The 15,606-nt window shown below is 61.6% G+C and carries 13 protein-coding genes; 7 read left to right on the top strand and 6 right to left on the bottom strand.

The genetic code is table 11. From position 1 onward, the window contains the following. Window positions 1-52: 52 nt before the first annotated feature. Window positions 53-1,402, bottom strand: a complete 1,350-nt coding sequence (locus GTQ55_RS14540) for a phosphohexomutase domain-containing protein (RefSeq protein ID WP_161859392.1) — start codon at window positions 1,400-1,402, stop codon at window positions 53-55. Between the two features lies 1 nt (window position 1,403). Beyond that, window positions 1,404-2,240: a UTP--glucose-1-phosphate uridylyltransferase GalU gene (gene galU, locus GTQ55_RS14545; RefSeq protein ID WP_161859393.1), complete on the bottom strand. Its 837-nt coding sequence runs from the start codon at window positions 2,238-2,240 to the stop codon at window positions 1,404-1,406. 260 nt (window positions 2,241-2,500) lie between these two features. On the opposite strand from galU, the gene fabA reads away from it, so the two are divergent. Then, window positions 2,501-3,025 carry a 3-hydroxyacyl-[acyl-carrier-protein] dehydratase FabA gene (gene fabA / locus GTQ55_RS14550; protein WP_161859394.1) on the top strand — a complete coding sequence of 175 codons (525 nt, stop codon included), beginning with the start codon at window positions 2,501-2,503 and terminating at the stop codon, window positions 3,023-3,025. A gap of 92 nt (window positions 3,026-3,117) precedes the next feature. Further along, window positions 3,118-4,341: a beta-ketoacyl-ACP synthase I gene (gene fabB, locus GTQ55_RS14555; protein ID WP_161859395.1), complete on the top strand. Its 1,224-nt coding sequence runs from the start codon at window positions 3,118-3,120 to the stop codon at window positions 4,339-4,341. Between the two features lie 123 nt (window positions 4,342-4,464). Here the strand turns inward: fabB and GTQ55_RS14560 are convergent, their stop codons facing one another. The 4 genes from GTQ55_RS14560 to GTQ55_RS14575 form a co-directional block, all read right to left on the bottom strand. Then, window positions 4,465-5,313 carry a sugar nucleotide-binding protein gene (locus GTQ55_RS14560; RefSeq protein WP_161859396.1) on the bottom strand — a complete coding sequence of 283 codons (849 nt, stop codon included), beginning with the start codon at window positions 5,311-5,313 and terminating at the stop codon, window positions 4,465-4,467. 17 nt (window positions 5,314-5,330) lie between these two features. Next, a complete protein-coding gene (ssb, locus tag GTQ55_RS14565) occupies window positions 5,331-5,915 on the bottom strand; it encodes a single-stranded DNA-binding protein (RefSeq protein WP_161859397.1) in 585 nt (194 codons plus the stop codon). Between the two features lie 209 nt (window positions 5,916-6,124). Next, window positions 6,125-7,297, bottom strand: a complete 1,173-nt coding sequence (locus tag GTQ55_RS14570; protein WP_161859398.1) for an MFS transporter — start codon at window positions 7,295-7,297, stop codon at window positions 6,125-6,127. A gap of 113 nt (window positions 7,298-7,410) precedes the next feature. Then, window positions 7,411-8,814 (bottom strand): mannose-1-phosphate guanylyltransferase/mannose-6-phosphate isomerase, encoded by a 1,404-nt coding sequence (locus GTQ55_RS14575; RefSeq protein WP_183946681.1) that lies wholly within the window; start codon window positions 8,812-8,814, stop codon window positions 7,411-7,413. 153 nt (window positions 8,815-8,967) lie between these two features. On the opposite strand from GTQ55_RS14575, the gene uvrA reads away from it, so the two are divergent. From uvrA to GTQ55_RS14600, 5 genes are read left to right on the top strand one after another with little or no spacing between them, the layout of a single operon-like run. Next, window positions 8,968-11,796 carry an excinuclease ABC subunit UvrA gene (uvrA, locus tag GTQ55_RS14580; RefSeq protein WP_161859399.1) on the top strand — a complete coding sequence of 943 codons (2,829 nt, stop codon included), beginning with the start codon at window positions 8,968-8,970 and terminating at the stop codon, window positions 11,794-11,796. A 51-nt stretch (window positions 11,797-11,847) separates the two neighbouring features. Continuing rightward, complete coding sequence (locus GTQ55_RS14585) at window positions 11,848-13,077, top strand: Nramp family divalent metal transporter (protein WP_161859400.1); 1,230 nt, start codon at window positions 11,848-11,850, stop codon at window positions 13,075-13,077. Between the two features lie 54 nt (window positions 13,078-13,131). Continuing rightward, entirely contained in the window at window positions 13,132-13,881 is a 750-nt protein-coding gene (pxpA, locus tag GTQ55_RS14590) for a 5-oxoprolinase subunit PxpA (protein ID WP_161859401.1), read from the top strand. After that, window positions 13,875-14,654, top strand: coding sequence for a 5-oxoprolinase subunit PxpB (gene pxpB, locus GTQ55_RS14595; protein WP_161859402.1), 780 nt, complete (start codon window positions 13,875-13,877; stop codon window positions 14,652-14,654). The genes pxpA and pxpB overlap by 7 nt, the downstream gene beginning before the upstream one ends. Continuing rightward, window positions 14,654-15,586 carry a 5-oxoprolinase subunit C family protein gene (locus GTQ55_RS14600; protein WP_161859403.1) on the top strand — a complete coding sequence of 311 codons (933 nt, stop codon included), beginning with the start codon at window positions 14,654-14,656 and terminating at the stop codon, window positions 15,584-15,586. The genes pxpB and GTQ55_RS14600 overlap by 1 nt, the downstream gene beginning before the upstream one ends. Window positions 15,587-15,606: the final 20 nt, after the last annotated feature.

Genomic DNA, 15,606 nt, shown 5'->3' on the forward strand with positions numbered 1-15,606 from the left:
AAAGTATCGGGAATTAAAAACCGGGAGCGCGGACGCGCTCCCGGTTTAGCATTCAGCCCTGGATCAGGCCGAGAAGCTCTTCGGTCTTGGCCTTCATCAACGCCTCGTCCCCGCGGGATTCGACGTTCAGGCGAACCACCGGCTCAGTATTGGACATGCGCAGGTTGAAGCGCCAGTCGTCGAACGCGATGCTGAGCCCGTCCACATGCTCAACACTGTTGGCACCCGCCGCATATTTTTCTTCCGCCGCTTGCAGCAGGGCCTTGGGATCTTCCACTTTGGAGTTGATCTCGCCACTACAGGGGAAGGCGGCCATGCGCTCACCCACCAGCTGGGACAGCGTCTTGCCGCTGCGGCTTACCAGTTCCGACACCAGCAACCACGGAATCATGCCGCTATCGCAGTAGGCGAAATCACGGAAGTAGTGATGCGCACTCATTTCACCGCCGTAAATGGCGTCTTCCTTGCGCATACGCTCCTTGATAAAGGCGTGACCGGTCTTGCTCTGCACCGGCTCGCCTCCGGCACTCCTGACGATATCTTCGGTATTCCAGGTAAGGCGCGGGTCATGCACCACTTTTGCACCGGGATGCTTGACCAGGAAGGCTTCCGCCAACAGGCCGACAACATAGTAACCCTCGATAAACTCGCCGTTCTCATCGAAGAAGAAGCAGCGATCAAAGTCACCATCCCAGGCAATACCGAAATCGGCACCACTCTCGCGCACCGCCGCGGCCGTGGATTCACGGTTTTCCGGCAGGATCGGGTTGGGAATACCGTTGGGGAAATTACCGTCGGGCTCGTGGTTCACACGCACGAACTCAAGCGGCAGGCTCGGCGCGAGCGCATCAACCACCGCACCAGCACCGCCATTACCCGCATTGACCACCAGCTTCAACGGCTTCAGTTTGGATACATCCACATAGCCCAGCAGGTGTTTCACAAAATCGTCGCGGTGCGCAAAGGTGTGCAGTTCACCGCGCTTTTCCACCGCCGCAAAATTGTTTTCTTCGGCCAGGCGCTTGATATCCAGCAGACCAGTATCGCCGCTGATCGGACGGCTGCCCGCGCGCACAAATTTCATGCCGTTGTAATCCATCGGGTTGTGGCTCGCGGTCACGCAGATACCACCGTCGAAGTCCCCGTGGAAGGTCGAGAAGTAAATTTCTTCCGTGCCGCATTCACCGATATGAAATACATCGGCACCCGCATCGCGCAGGCCGTTCGCCAGCGCCTCGGTCAGTTCGCCGCTGGTAAGCCGGATGTCGTGCCCCACGACCACGCGCCGGGCATCCAGAAACTGAGCGAAGGCGCGGCCTACACGGTAGGCAACATCGGTGTTCAGTTCGTCGGGCACTCGGCCGCGTAAATCGTAGGCTTTAAAACAGGTTAATTCAGACATCTCAGCCCTTCTCCCCAGGTAAATAGATATTTTTGTAAACGTGATTGGTGGCTTCGACAAAGCCATCCACGGAACCGCAGTCGAAACGGCGTCCCTTGAAGCGGTAGGCCAGCACACAGCCGCGCTTGGCCTGGGTAAGTAGTGCATCGGTAATCTGCACTTCACCATTCTTACCCGGTGGGGTCTCGCGGATCAGATCGAAAATGTCCGGCGTGAGAATATAGCGACCAATAATCGCCATATTGCTCGGCGCATCTTCCGCTTTGGGTTTTTCCACCATGTCGGTGACCTGATACAGGCCCGGCTTGATTTCATTCCCCGCAATGACCCCGAACTTGTGAATCTGCTCTTTCGGCACTTCCTCGACGGCGACGATGCTGCAGCGGAACTGCTTGTAAAGCTGCACCATCTGCCCGAGAACCCCCAGTTCCTCGTTCAGACACAGGTCGTCAGCCAGCACGACACCGAAGGCTTCATCCCCGATCAGGCGCTGCCCCTGCAGGATCGCATCACCCAGTCCTTTCATCTCGCCCTGGCGGGTATAGGAGAAGCTGGCGCTGTCGATGACTTTGCGTACGCTGTCGAGGTAGCGCTCTTTGCCCGTTCCGGCGATCTGCTGCTCCAGCTCAAAATTGGTATCGAAGTGGTCTTCGATGGCGCGTTTGCCACGCCCGGTCACAAATCCGACCTCGGTGAGCCCCGCCTCAATGGCTTCCTCCACGCCGTACTGGACCAGCGGCTTGTTGACCAGCGGCAACATTTCCTTGGGCATCGCCTTGGTTGCCGGCAGAAAACGGGTTCCATACCCGGCCACCGGGAAAAGACATTTTTTGAGCATCGCGCCCCCTTATCAAAATTCGGATCCAGCGCCGTCCTGCACCGAATTGCGGCAAGTTATCACAAAAGTATCGCAAGAATCAGTCCAGCTTTGCACCGCAGCCCACACCGCCGAAAAACCAGAGCATTCGGGCGCTGCACACTGGTCAAGGGCTAATTGGGACAGTTCCGGTCACAAAAAGGGTTATGACCGACTGGACAAGCTATCCTTAGCCCTTAGAATGCCGGCTCGTGTAAAGATTGCCCAGAATCGGGGACCCAATGAGTAATTTCGTTCAAAAAAGCAGCTACACCCGTGAAGAACTCCTGGAATGCAGCCAGGGCAAAATGTTCGGCCCGGGCAATGCACAGCTGCCCGCACCCAACATGCTGATGCTGGACCGCATCACCCACATCGCCAAAGACGGCGGTGAGTTCGGCAAAGGGGAGCTGATTGCCGAACTGGATATCACACCCGACCTGTGGTTCTTCGACTGCCACTTCCCGGGTGACCCGGTCATGCCCGGCTGCCTCGGCCTCGACGCCATGTGGCAGCTGCTGGGTTACTTCCTGGCCTGGAAAGGCAACCCCGGCCGCGGACGCGCCCTGGGCTGTGGTGAGGTGAAATTCACCGGCCAGATCCTGCCGACCAACAAGAAAGTCACCTACCACATCGAGATGAGCCGCCTGGTCGAGCGCAAGCTGGTCATGGGCATTGGCAACGGCTCGGTATCCGTTGACGGCCGTGAAATCTACACCGCCAAGGATCTGCGTGTCGGCCTGTTCACCCGCACCGACAATTTTTGATCCTGCAGGCCGTCATACAGGGCACTGTTAACGACAAACACTGTCACATAAAAAAATAACAATTCACTCTACAAGTTTTATTGGAGATCACTATGCGCCGGGTAGCCATCACTGGAATGGGCATCACTTCCTGCATCGGCAACAACGCACAGGAAGTGCTGGCCTCCCTGAAAGCCGGCCGTAGCGGCATCCGCTACATGGACGAATACGCCGAGCTGGGCCTGCGCAGCCAGGTCGCCGGTGTAGTCGATATCGACTTCAAAGAGCATATCGACCGCAAGCACCTGCGCTTTATGGGCGACTCCGCGGCCTACGCGTACATTTCCATGGCCGAGGCAATCAAGATGTCGGGCCTGGAAGAATCGGACGTATCCAATCCGCGCACCGGCCTGGTGATGGGTTCCGGCGGCACCTCCACCGCAGCCATCATCGAGTCTGCCAACATCCTGAAGACCAAGGGCGTGCGTCGCGTCGGCGCTTACCGGGTGCCCCAGGTTATGGGCAGCACCGTATCCGCGTGCCTGGCCACCCCCTTCAAGATCAAGGGCGTGAACTACTCCATTTCCTCGGCCTGTGCCACCTCCGCGCATTGCATCGGTAACGGTGCGGAACTGATCCAGATGGGCAAGCAGGATGTGGTATTTGCCGGTGGCGGCGAGGAACTGGCATGGAGCCTGACTCACCTGTTTGACGCCATGGGCGCGCTGTCATCCAAGTACAACGATGCCCCCACCACGGCATCCCGCCCCTATGACGCGAACCGCGACGGCTTCGTGATCGCCGGCGGCGGCGGCTGTGTGGTACTGGAAGAAATGGAGCACGCCAAGGCGCGTGGCGCCAATATTCTCGCCGAACTGGTAGGTTACGGTGCAACCTCCGACGGTTACGACATGGTAGCTCCCAGCGGTGAAGGCGCTGCGCGCTGCATGCAGCAGGCGCTGGCCGGCATGGACGGCAATGGACTTGAGGGCGGTGTCGATTACATCAACACCCACGGTACCTCGACGCCGGTGGGCGACGTCGCTGAGCTGCGGGCCATGAAGGAAGTGTTTGGCGACAAGGTGCCGGCATTTGCCTCCACCAAGTCCCTCACCGGCCACTCACTGGGCGCTGCCGGCGTACAGGAGGCCATCTACACCCTGCTGATGATGCAGAACGACTTTATCGCCGCCTCTGCCAATGTAGAGACCGTGGATGAAGCGGCCGCAGGCCTCGACCTGGTCACCGAACTGCGCGAGACCGAAGTTCGCCGGGCCCTGTCAAACAGCTTCGGCTTCGGTGGCACCAACGCCAGCCTGGTTTTCGACAAGGTCTGAGACCGACCAGAAACCAGGCATTAAAAAGGGCGAGTCGCATAGCGGCTCGCCCTTTTTTCTGGCTGGCGGCAATCAGTCACCAGCGTATCATCCCGGAAGCCACGCCTGAGCCTAAACCTCAGCCTAAACCTCCGGCTTCTGCAGTCGCTCGAGCCAGAGCTCAACCTGACGAGTCAGACCCTGCCTCCAGCTACGCTGCTGGATACCGAACACATCCCGTAACCGCCCACAGCTCAGCACCGAGGATCGATCCTCTTCGGCCGGCGCCAGCACCGCCAGTTCTGCAGCAAAGTCCTCGCCGTAGAGCGAGCGCACGCGATCAATCACCTCACGGCCGAACTCCATCGCCGTACAGGTATCCGCCGAGCCGTAGTGGTACAGACCCGATTTGGGGCCGCCGCTGGCCAGCTGCTGGGTAATCGCTACCGCGACCCGCACCAGATCCGCTACGGTCACCGGGTTGCCCTTGCTGGTGTCGTCGAGGATCACCGGCCTGCCCTCCAGCAGGCTTCGCAGGATACGCCCCAGCAAGGCGTCCTCACTGCGATCAACCTGCCAGCCAAGGCGCAGGATACTGACGTTGTCTACCGCAGAAAGTATCTCCTCGCAGGCGAGCCAGTCTCGTCCGCGTTCGGACGAAGGAGAAGGCTCCTCCTCCTCGTCAATTTTCTTGCGGCGAGCACGCCCGAATACACCGTATGACGAGAGGTGCAACAGCGCCGTGAACGGCAATCCCTTCAGCGCTTCGCATACCGCCCGAGCCTCGGCCATCAGGGCGCCGCCACCACAGCTGGCAGCATTGATGACGATGGTGCCCGAGCGGGCGGGAAACTTCTCTGCCGTCAGCTGCTCGCGACCGACCAGCTGAACCCGGAAACCCACTTTCTGCAAACCCTTCTGCAGGGCGCTGTCGATGGCATTGCCGGCGCCGATCAGCGCCACCGTATCCGGCTGATAACCCGTGTGATGCATGGCGCTGTCGCCTCCGATCAGAACGGAATATCGTCGTCGAAGCTGTTATCGAAGCCACCCGCCGGCGGCTGGTTGCCCGCAGGCTTGTTCTGGGGCTGGCCTGGCTGGGGCTGATTGGAAGGCGCCATCGGGGACGGTGCGGAGCGGCCCTGGGAGTACTCGTCCTGGTAGCCGCCACCCTGCGGTCCCTGCTGGGCGTAACCACCACCCTGCTGCTGGAAACCCTGACCGCCACCCTGCTGGTAGCCACCACCCTGCTCACCGCGGCCGTCCAGCATCTGCATTTCGCTGGCGACAATCTCGGTGGTGTAGCGGTCCTGGCCGGAGGTCTTGTCCTGCCATTTGCGCGTGCGCAGGGAACCTTCCAGATACACTTTGCTGCCTTTGCGCAGATACTCACCGGCGATCTCGGCCAGGCGATTGAAGAACACCACGCGGTGCCACTCGGTGCGCTCCTGCTGTTGACCGGTCTGCTTGTCTTTCCAGGTTTCGGAAGTCGCCACGGTGATATTGGTAACGGCGCCGCCGCTGGGCAAATAGCGGGTTTCCGGGTCACCGCCCAGGTTGCCAATCAGAATTACTTTGTTTACGCCCCTGGCCATAAGCCTCTCCTCTACGTGAGCCTCACCCGGGTACAGATGGAGGCCCGTTCTGTATTCAAAAGTTCAAAATCGGGAAAGGCGGCGGTGGACGGACCTTCCGGCCAACCCACCGCCGCCAACAGTGTATTTATATCCAGCAGCATACAACACTCGCCCGGGGGGCGTCACCGCCGCCAGCCGCCAGCATCGCTCGCCGGAGAGATCGCCTATCAGCTGCTCGCAACAGGAAGGGGCTTACCGCGCAGTTGCCACCAGGCCAGCGACCACAGCACCAGTACGCCCAGCGCCAGTGTCGCCACTGCACCCGCGCCACCCTGCCCGAAAACCACGCCGCTGAGGCTGCCGCCGACGAAGGCGCCGAGAAACTGCATGGTCGCGTAGAGGCCGGTGGCAGCACCGCGACATTCCGCCGGAGCGATACGGGTCAGCTGCGCCGGCAGCAGCGCCTCCAGCAGGTTGAAGGCGAGGAAAAACAGCCCCAGGCAAAGAATGATCCAGCCACCGTGCACCTCTGGCATCAGGGCCACGCCGCCAAATACCAGCCCCAGTAACGCCAGGCGCATCGCTGCCGGCACCTTGCTGCGCTTTTCCGCCAGCCGCATCAGCGGCAACATGAGCACAAACGCCCCCAGCATCAGCGGGCCATAGAGCTTCCAGTGCTGCTCGCTGGGGAGCTGGAGCTGGTCCACCAGCAATATTGGCAACGGCACGAACAACATGGTCAGCAGCAGGTGCAGGAAAAACACCCCGCACACCAGCCGCCACACATCACCCTGCGCCAGCAAGCGGGAGAAGTCGCCTTTTCGGGGCGCCCTGCGCGCAGATGCCTGCGGCGTCGGCACCAGCCGCCACACCAGCAGCATGCCCAGCAGGGCCAACAGTGCGGTCAGCCAGAAAATCGCCGACAGGCCGCCGAAACTGGCAATCAGTGGGCCGAGAACCACCGCCAGCACGAAGGCAACGCCGATGGAGGCACCGATCACCGCCATCGCCTTGCCCCGGTTCTCATCCCGGGTCAGGTCGGCGGCCAGGGCCATGGTGGCCGCCGCAATGGCGCCGGCCCCCTGAAGAATTCGCCCGGCGATCAGCCCGAACACCGAGTCCGTCAACGCCGCCACCATGGAACCGAGCGCGAATACCGCGAGACCGAGGAAAATCACCGGCTTCCGGCCCCAGCGGTCGCTCAGCACCCCCAGGGGAATCTGCAGCAGCGCCTGACTCAGACCATAGGCTCCCAGCGCCAGCCCCAACAGGGCCGGCGTGCTGCCCTGGTAATCGGTGCCGTACAGGGACAGCACCGGCAATACCATAAACAGGCCCAGCATGCGGAAAACGTACAGGGAGGCGAGGCCGGCCAGAGCGCGGCGTTCAGTGGGGTTCATGCAAAATTCCGGACACAGCGAAAAAACGGCCCGCATTGTAGCAGCGCAGGCGACGGAGGTTGATCCCCCGTCACCTAACGGCAGGATAGAGCGAATCTATGACTGGCAAGACATCAATTGCGGCCGTATTGGTCCTCGATACGCACGATGTCGTCTTCACCAAGGTAGCTGCCAGACTGCACCTCGATCAATTCGAGGGGAATGGTGCCCGGGTTCTCGAGGCGGTGAACCACACCGAGAGGAATGAACGTGGACTCATTTTCCGTCAGCAGTATCTGATCTTCACCGCGCGTCACCTTGGCGGTGCCGCGCACCACAATCCAGTGCTCGGCGCGGTGATGATGCATTTGCAGGGACAGCTGGCAACCGGGCTTGACCACAATGCGCTTGACCTGGAAGCGGGGACCGGCATCGATGGAGTCGTAATAACCCCATGGACGGAACACCTTGCGGTGGTTTTCCGCTTCGCTGCGATTGCTCTGCTTGAGCCGCTGCACCAGGGTTTTAACCTCCTGGACCCGGCTTTTGTCGGCCACCATCAGCGCATCATCCGTGTCCACGACCACCAGGTCTTTGACTCCCAGTATGCCCACCAGGCGATCACCACCGTGCACCAGGCAGCCGGACGCGTCCTCGGCGAGGACATCACCGCGCAAAAGGTTTTCATTTTCGTCGCGCTCGGCCAGTTCCCACAGCGCCGACCAGGATCCCACGTCACTCCATCCCGCCTGCATCGGTACCACCGCGGCGGATTCGGTTTTTTCCATTACCGCGTAATCCACTGAGTCCGAGGGGCAGCGGCTGAAGGCCTCGGCATCGATACGGGTGAAATCGAGATCCCGCTGGGCACCGGCGAACGCCGCGCGACAGGCTTCGAGCATGTCCGGGTGGTGTTGCGCCAGCTCTTCCAGGTAACGTGAGGCGCGGAACAGGAACATGCCGCTGTTCCAGTTGTATTCGCCGCTGGCGAGGTATTTTTCTGCGGTCGCCAAGTCCGGCTTTTCCACAAACTCTGCGACTTTCCAGCCCTCCGCCACCGCATCACCGCTGCGAATGTAGCCATAACCGGTTTCCGGGCTGGTGGGAACAATCCCGAAGGTCACCAGATGCCCGCTCTCCGCCAGCGCCGTTGCGGCGGTCACCGCCTTGCGGAAGCCCTCGTCATCCGCAACCACATGGTCGGCCGGCAGAACCAGCAACATCGGGTCATCACCCTGCTCAACCGCCGCCAGGGCCGCCAGTGCGATGGCCGGGGCGGTATTTCGCGCACAGGGCTCGAGCAGGATCGACTGGGCAGCCCGATCCACTTCCTGCAGCTGCTCCGCCGCGGCGAAGCGGTGATTCTCGTTACACACCAGTATCGGTGCCTGCACGCCCGCGAGACCGTCGAGTCGCAGGGCCGTGGCCTGCAGCATGGTCTGGCTGCCGGCGAGGGGCAGGAACTGTTTCGGATAGGCTTCGCGCGACAGCGGCCACAGGCGCGAGCCGGTACCACCACAGAGAATGACAGGGATCATGATTTCCGTATCCACACTGAATTATTCATTTGGGTTTATCCCCTCTGGTTGAGAGCACAACATTTTCGCACAGTGGCACGCCAGATTATACTTGACCGTTTTCCCCCGCCCGGTTCAACAACGAACCGGGCCAGCGACACAACAGGACGCCCAGTGGACACGATTTACGTCAGAGGTGCGCGCACCCACAACCTCAAGAATATCGACCTGGATATTCCCCGCGACAAGCTGATCGTGATTACCGGCCTGTCGGGGTCTGGTAAGTCCTCACTCGCCTTCGACACGCTGTACGCCGAGGGCCAGCGGCGCTATGTGGAGTCGCTCTCGACCTACGCCCGCCAGTTCCTGTCGATGATGGAAAAACCGGACGTGGACACCGTAGAGGGCCTGTCTCCGGCCATCTCCATCGAGCAGAAGTCCACGTCCCACAACCCCCGCTCCACCGTGGGCACCATTACCGAGATCTACGATTACCTGCGCCTGCTGTTTGCCCGCGTGGGCGAACCGCGCTGCCCGGACCACCACGAACCGCTGCAGGCGCAGACCGTGAGCCAGATGGTGGATCAGGTACTCGCGCTGCCGGAGGGCAGCAAGATCATGCTGCTGGCACCGGTAATCCGCGACCGCAAGGGTGAGCACCTGCATGTATTCGAGCAGCTGCGCCGCGACGGCTTCGTGCGCGCACGCATCGACGGCACGGTGTGCGACCTGGATGACACCCCCAAGCTGGATAAACGCAAAAAACATACCATCGAAGTGGTGGTGGACCGCTTCAAGGTGCGCGACGACCTGCAGCTGCGCCTGGCCGAGTCCTTCGAGACCGCACTCAATCTCACCGACGGCATCGCCTCCATCAGTTTTATGGACGGCGACCAGGAAGACCGCCTGTTTTCCGCCCGCCACGCCTGCCCGGTATGTGACTACTCACTGGACGAGCTGGAACCGCGGCTGTTTTCGTTCAACAACCCCGCTGGCGCCTGCCCGGCCTGCGACGGACTCGGTGTAAAGCAGTTCTTTGACGAGGACAAAGTGATCCTCGATGCGGAGAGCAGCATCTCCGAGGGCGCCATTCGCGGCTGGGACCGCCGCAACATCTACTACTACCACATGCTGGATTCCCTCGCGGAGCACTACGACTTCGACCTCGACAAGCCGTGGAAGAAACTGCGCAAGCGCGATCGCGAGGTCATCCTGCACGGCAGCGGCGACACCCCTATCGATTTCAGCTATGTCAACGATCGCGGCGACGTCACCATCCGCCGCCACACCTTTGAGGGCATCATCCCCAATTTCCAGCGCCGCTACCGGGATACCGAATCCCAGTCGGTGCGCGAGGAGCTGGCCAAATACCTCAGCACCCAGAAATGCCCCGACTGTAGCGGCACCCGCCTGCGCCGGGAGGCGCGCAATGTGTTTGTCGACAACCGCACCCTGTCGCAAATCACCGAGTTGCCGGTTGGGGATGCCTTCGAATACTTCGCCAACCAGCTGAAGTTCAAGGGCGCGCAGAAGGAAATCGCGGACAAGATCCTCAAAGAGCTGCGCGACCGTTTTCGTTTCCTGGTGGACGTGGGCCTCAATTACCTGACCCTGAACCGCAGTGCCGAGACCCTGTCCGGCGGGGAAGCCCAGCGTATTCGCCTGGCGAGCCAGATCGGCGCCGGCCTTGTCGGCGTGATGTACATTCTCGACGAGCCCTCCATCGGCCTGCACCAGCGGGACAACGAGCGACTGCTGAATACCCTCACGCACCTGCGCGACATCGGCAACACCGTGATTGTGGTGGAGCACGATGAAGACGCGATCCGCGCGGCAGACTTTATCGTGGATATCGGCCCCGGTGCCGGAGTGCACGGTGGCGAAGTGGTCGCCGCCGGCACCCATGAAGAAATCGCAGCCTGTGAACGCTCACTTACCGGCCAGTACCTGTCCGGTGTGAAAGAGATTGCGATCCCGAAAAAACGCAACCCCGCCACGGGCGAGGTACTGCGCATCAAGGGCGCCACCGGCAACAACCTGAAAAATGTGGACCTGGAAATTCCGGTGGGGCTATTCACCTGCGTGACCGGCGTCTCCGGATCCGGCAAGTCCACCCTGATCAACACCACCCTGTACCCGCTGGCGGCCACCGCGCTGAACAAGGCCACCACGCTCAAGGCGTCGGCGCACAAAGACATCGAGGGGCTGGGCCACTTCGACAAGTGTGTGGACATCGACCAGAGTCCCATCGGCCGCACGCCGCGTTCCAACCCCGCCACCTACACCGGTATTTTCACTCCGATCCGCGAGCTGTTTTCCGGAACCCAGGAAGCGCGCTCCCGCGGTTACAAGCCCGGTCGTTTCAGCTTCAACGTCAAGGGCGGTCGCTGCGAAGCCTGCCAGGGCGACGGTGTGATCAAGGTGGAAATGCACTTTCTGCCCGACATCTACGTGCCCTGCGACACCTGCAAGGGCAAGCGCTATAACCGCGAGACTCTCGAGGTGCACTACAAGGGCAAAAATATCCACGAAGTGCTGGAAATGACCGTGGAGGATGCGCGGGAGTTTTTCGACCCGGTGCCGTCGATCGCCAAGAAGTTGCAGACCCTGATGGATGTCGGCCTTTCCTACATCAAACTCGGCCAGGCGGCGACCACCCTGTCCGGCGGTGAGGCGCAGCGGGTGAAACTGTCCCGCGAACTGTCCAAGCGCGATACCGGCCAGACCCTGTATATTCTCGACGAGCCCACCACCGGCCTGCACTTCGCCGATATCCAGCTGCTGCTGGACGTTCTGCACCGCTTGCGCGACCACGGCAACACCATCGTGGTGATCGAACACAACCTGGACGTCATCAAGACCGCGGACTGGATTGTGGACCTGGGCCCGGAAGGCGGCTCGGGGGGCGGCGAGATCATCGCTACCGGCACCCCGGAGCAGGTCGCCAAGGTGAAGGGGTCACATACCGGACGTTTCCTGAAGTCCATGCTCAAGGCCCGCTGATCGCGCAATCTATCCCTTTACAGGCAGAACTATCCATTCGCAGGGACGCAAATGCTGAAAATAAAAAACTCCCTGAGTATCGGCCCCGCCGCCATGGTGGCGGCGGCCTTTATCGGGCCCGGTACGGTGATTACCGCGAGCCTTGCCGGCGCCAACTACGGTTACGCCCTTTTGTGGGCACTGCTGTTCGCCATGCTGGCGAGCATCATCCTGCAGGAAATGGCTGCGCGCCTGGGACTGGTGACCGGCCGCGGGCTCGGCGAAAACATCCGCGACGCGTTGCAGCGGCCACTGTGGCGCTGGCCCGCGATGGCGCTTGTGGTCAGCGCCATCGTTATCGGCAACGCCGCCTATGAAAGCGGCAACCTGGCGGGAGCCAGTGCCGGCCTGAAACTGCTGACAGAAGCCGGCGCGGAGCCCGCCGACACCGGCACCCTGTGGCCTATAGCAGTCGCAGCAATTGCCGCCGCGCTGCTCTGGAGTGGCAGTTACCGGACGATCGAACGGGCATTGATCGCTCTGGTCGCGCTGATGAGCCTCGCTTTTCTACTCACCTTTGCGCTGTCGCGCCCGGATATGGGTGCCCTGTTATCCGGGCTGCTGGTTCCCTCCCTGCCCGCCGGCGCAACACTGACCGCCATCGCGCTGATCGGTACCACGGTGGTGCCCTACAACCTGTTCCTGCACAGTTCGAGTGTCAGCCAGAAATGGCAGTCCGCCGAACAGCTGCCGCTGGCACGCCGGGATATATTTTTCTCCATTCCACTCGGCGGACTGATATCCATCGCGATCGCGTCGACGGCCGCATCGGCCTTTTTCGCCCAACAGCTGTCCATTTCCAGCGCCAGTGAAATGGCGCGCTCGCTGGAGCCCCTGTTCGGCACCAGTGCACGCTACTGCATGGGAGTCGGGTTATTTGCGGCAGGAATATCCTCGGCGCTGACGGCACCGCTGGCGTCGGCCTATGCCCTGTGCGGCATACTCGGCAAATCGCCGGACCTTAAGGCGATACACTTTCGCGCTATCTGGCTGGCGATCATCGTGATTGGCGCTCTGGTGGCGATCCAGGGGATCCGGCCGCTGCGCCTGATCTGGTTCGCACAGATCGCCAACGGACTGCTGCTGCCCATCGTCACCGCCTTTCTGCTGTGGACAATGAACAGCTCCCGACTCGGCCTGTACCGCAACGCCTGGTGGCAGAATGCCCTGGGTCTACTGGTACTGGTGATTTCAGTCGTGCTCGGCGGACGCAGCCTGCTCGCCGCCTTCGGCTGGCTGTGATCGCGCAACCGGAATCACCACCCACGCAAATACGGAGATGTAGACGGAATTACCATGCACACCATTGATATCAACTGCGACCTGGGTGAAGGCGAGACTGCGGAGGACTGCGCGCGGGACGCGCGGATCATGCCGTACCTTTCCCGCTGCAATATTGCCTGTGGCGGTCATGCCGGCAACGCGACCACCATGGCACTGTCACTGGAAAATGCCCGCAAAGCCGGTATCGCCGCGGGCGCGCATCCGGGCTACCCGGACCGGGAAAATTTTGGGCGCATCTCACCCGCGCTTTCGCGAGAGTCCCTGCTGTCCTCCGTGGGAGAGCAGATATACACCCTGCAAAAATATGCGGCGGCAGCGCAGGTAGAGCTTACCCATATCAAACTGCACGGTGCGCTCTACAACGATGCCGAGGCCGATACGGGTCTCGCGGAAGACTTGTTGCGCCTGATCTCCCGGGAGTTCGCCAATCTCAAGGTTCTGGTACTGGCCAATGCCGCCATGGAGCGGGCCGCGAGAAAGTACCGCCACCCGCTGTTGCGCGAGGGCTTTATGGATCGACGCTATCTGGACTACAACCAGCTCGCTCCCCGCAGCATGTCCGGGTCGGTCATCCAGGATTTCGAACAGTGCCTGGCGCAGGCTGTGGCGCTCACAACCGGCAAATCGTTTTTATCCATTGACGGAAGGCCGCTGCAGTTTTCCGTTGACAGTATCTGCCTGCACGGCGATAACCCGGAGGCGGAATCCATCGCCCAGTCGTTGCAGCAGGAGTTGCTGTGTGCCGGAATCCACACATGCTGAAAGAGCGGATGTTTGAAATTCAGCCGAATGGTGACGCGGCGCTGGATATCCGCTTTGACCAGGCCCCCGGCGAGTTGCTCAGTGAACGGATCATCGCCCTCGCCGACGCCATCGAGTCAGCATCGATCAGGGCGGTCACCGAGCTGGTGCCCGCCTACCAGTGCCTCACGGTGTGTTTCGACCCACTGCGACTTCCCGGCGCCGGTTCCGGCGCAGCGGAAATGTCAGAACTGGAAAACACACTGCGCGCGCTGACAAACCAGATACTGTCTCAGGAGACATATGCGCACAGCGGTCGTTCCCTGATCCGGATACCGGTGTGTTACGACAGCGAATTTGCACCGGACATGCACACCGTCTGCGAGCAGTCCGGACTCACCGCACAGGAGGTCGTCAGCCGCCACACGGCGCCCAGGTACCTGGTGCACATGCTCGGCTTTACCCCGGGGTTTCTCTACCTCGGCGGCCTGGATCAAAAGCTGCACTGCCCACGCAAGGCGCGGCCGGCGCTGAATGTCCCGGCGGGGTCAGTGGGTATCGGCGGAGCCCAGACCGGAATCTATCCCCAGGCGACCCCCGGCGGCTGGCAGATCATCGGCCGCACGCCACTCGCGCTGTTTCGCCCGCAGCAGCAGCCCGCCTTCATCGCCCGCCCCCTGGACCGGGTACAGTTTGTCGCCATCAGCGCGGAGCAATTCGCCGCGATCGACCCGCTGACCGCGATGGAAAAATTCCCGCTGGACGCCCCCCTCCCCCCCTCGGAGGCCGGGTGATGGCCTTGCGTATTATCAAACCCGGATTGCAAACCACGGTGCAGAACGGGGGGCGACCGGGCAATCTCCGCTGGGGACTTTCCCGCGGAGGCGCCGCGGATACCTTCGCCATGGCCCTGGGTAACCTGCTGCTGCGCAACCCGGCTTCACACCCCTGCCTGGAGGTGGCGGTGACCGGGCCTGAAATTGACGTTACCGACGACGTGTCGATTGCGGTGACCGGTGCCCGCTTTGATCTGTTCCACAATGACAGCCTGGTGGAAAACGACGAGGTGATTCCACTGCGCGCCGGCGACCGGCTTCGTTTCGGCGCACTCAGATCCGGCGCGCGCGCCTATATTGCGCTGGCGGGGCAAATGGACCTCACTGCCAGCTTTGGCAGTTTTTCCACCCATGTAATCTCCGGGTTTGGCGGACTGCACGGGCGGGCACTTCGCGCCGGTGATCTGTTGGCACTGCATCACTGCCGCGCAGAATCACGGCGGGCACTGCCCGCGCAGTACCGCCTGGACTATCGGGCCCGCCCCCTGTTGCGTGTGGTACCGGGGCTCGAGGCACAGTACTTTTCCACCGCCACACTGGCGCGGTTTTACGGGGGCGGCTTTACGGTTTCCCCCCAGAGCAACCGCATGGGCATCCGTCTCGAAGGCGCGCCCCTTCCGGTGGCGGATCTGCCGCAGCAGATTTCCTCCGGGCTGTGTATGGGGACGGTGCAGGTCCCCCCAAATGGCCTGCCGATTGTCAGCTTTGTGGAAGGGCAGACCATCGGCGGCTACCCGAGAATCGCCCATGTGATCAGCGCGGACCTGCACCGTCTGGGGCAGCTGACGGCCGGTGCGCGGCTGGATTTTGAAGTCGTGTCGCTGCGCAGTGCCCACCGCATCCTCAAGGACAAGTCCCGACTGCTCGACCAGCTCGCAAACCTGCTGTGAAACCCGGCGCATCGTCCTGG

Source organism: Microbulbifer hydrolyticus, from assembly GCF_009931115.1.
Classification (GTDB): Bacteria; Pseudomonadota; Gammaproteobacteria; order Pseudomonadales; family Cellvibrionaceae; genus Microbulbifer; species Microbulbifer hydrolyticus.

Bases quoted from the DNA above. Each gene is read 5' to 3' on its own strand.
- GTQ55_RS14540 (WP_161859392.1), bottom strand. From the start codon at position 1,402: ATGTCTGAATTAACCTGTTTTAAAGCCTACGATTTACGCGGCCGAGTG.
- galU (WP_161859393.1), bottom strand. From the start codon at position 2,240: ATGCTCAAAAAATGTCTTTTCCCGGTGGCCGGGTATGGAACCCGTTTT.
- fabA (WP_161859394.1), top strand. From the start codon at position 2,501: ATGAGTAATTTCGTTCAAAAAAGCAGCTACACCCGTGAAGAACTCCTG.
- fabB (WP_161859395.1), top strand. From the start codon at position 3,118: ATGCGCCGGGTAGCCATCACTGGAATGGGCATCACTTCCTGCATCGGC.
- GTQ55_RS14560 (WP_161859396.1), bottom strand. From the start codon at position 5,313: ATGCATCACACGGGTTATCAGCCGGATACGGTGGCGCTGATCGGCGCC.
- ssb (WP_161859397.1), bottom strand. From the start codon at position 5,915: ATGGCCAGGGGCGTAAACAAAGTAATTCTGATTGGCAACCTGGGCGGT.
- GTQ55_RS14570 (WP_161859398.1), bottom strand. From the start codon at position 7,297: ATGAACCCCACTGAACGCCGCGCTCTGGCCGGCCTCGCCTCCCTGTAC.
- GTQ55_RS14575 (WP_183946681.1), bottom strand. From the start codon at position 8,814: ATGATCCCTGTCATTCTCTGTGGTGGTACCGGCTCGCGCCTGTGGCCG.
- GTQ55_RS14585 (WP_161859400.1), top strand. From the start codon at position 11,848: ATGCTGAAAATAAAAAACTCCCTGAGTATCGGCCCCGCCGCCATGGTG.
- pxpA (WP_161859401.1), top strand. From the start codon at position 13,132: ATGCACACCATTGATATCAACTGCGACCTGGGTGAAGGCGAGACTGCG.
- pxpB (WP_161859402.1), top strand. From the start codon at position 13,875: ATGCTGAAAGAGCGGATGTTTGAAATTCAGCCGAATGGTGACGCGGCG.
- GTQ55_RS14600 (WP_161859403.1), top strand. From the start codon at position 14,654: ATGGCCTTGCGTATTATCAAACCCGGATTGCAAACCACGGTGCAGAAC.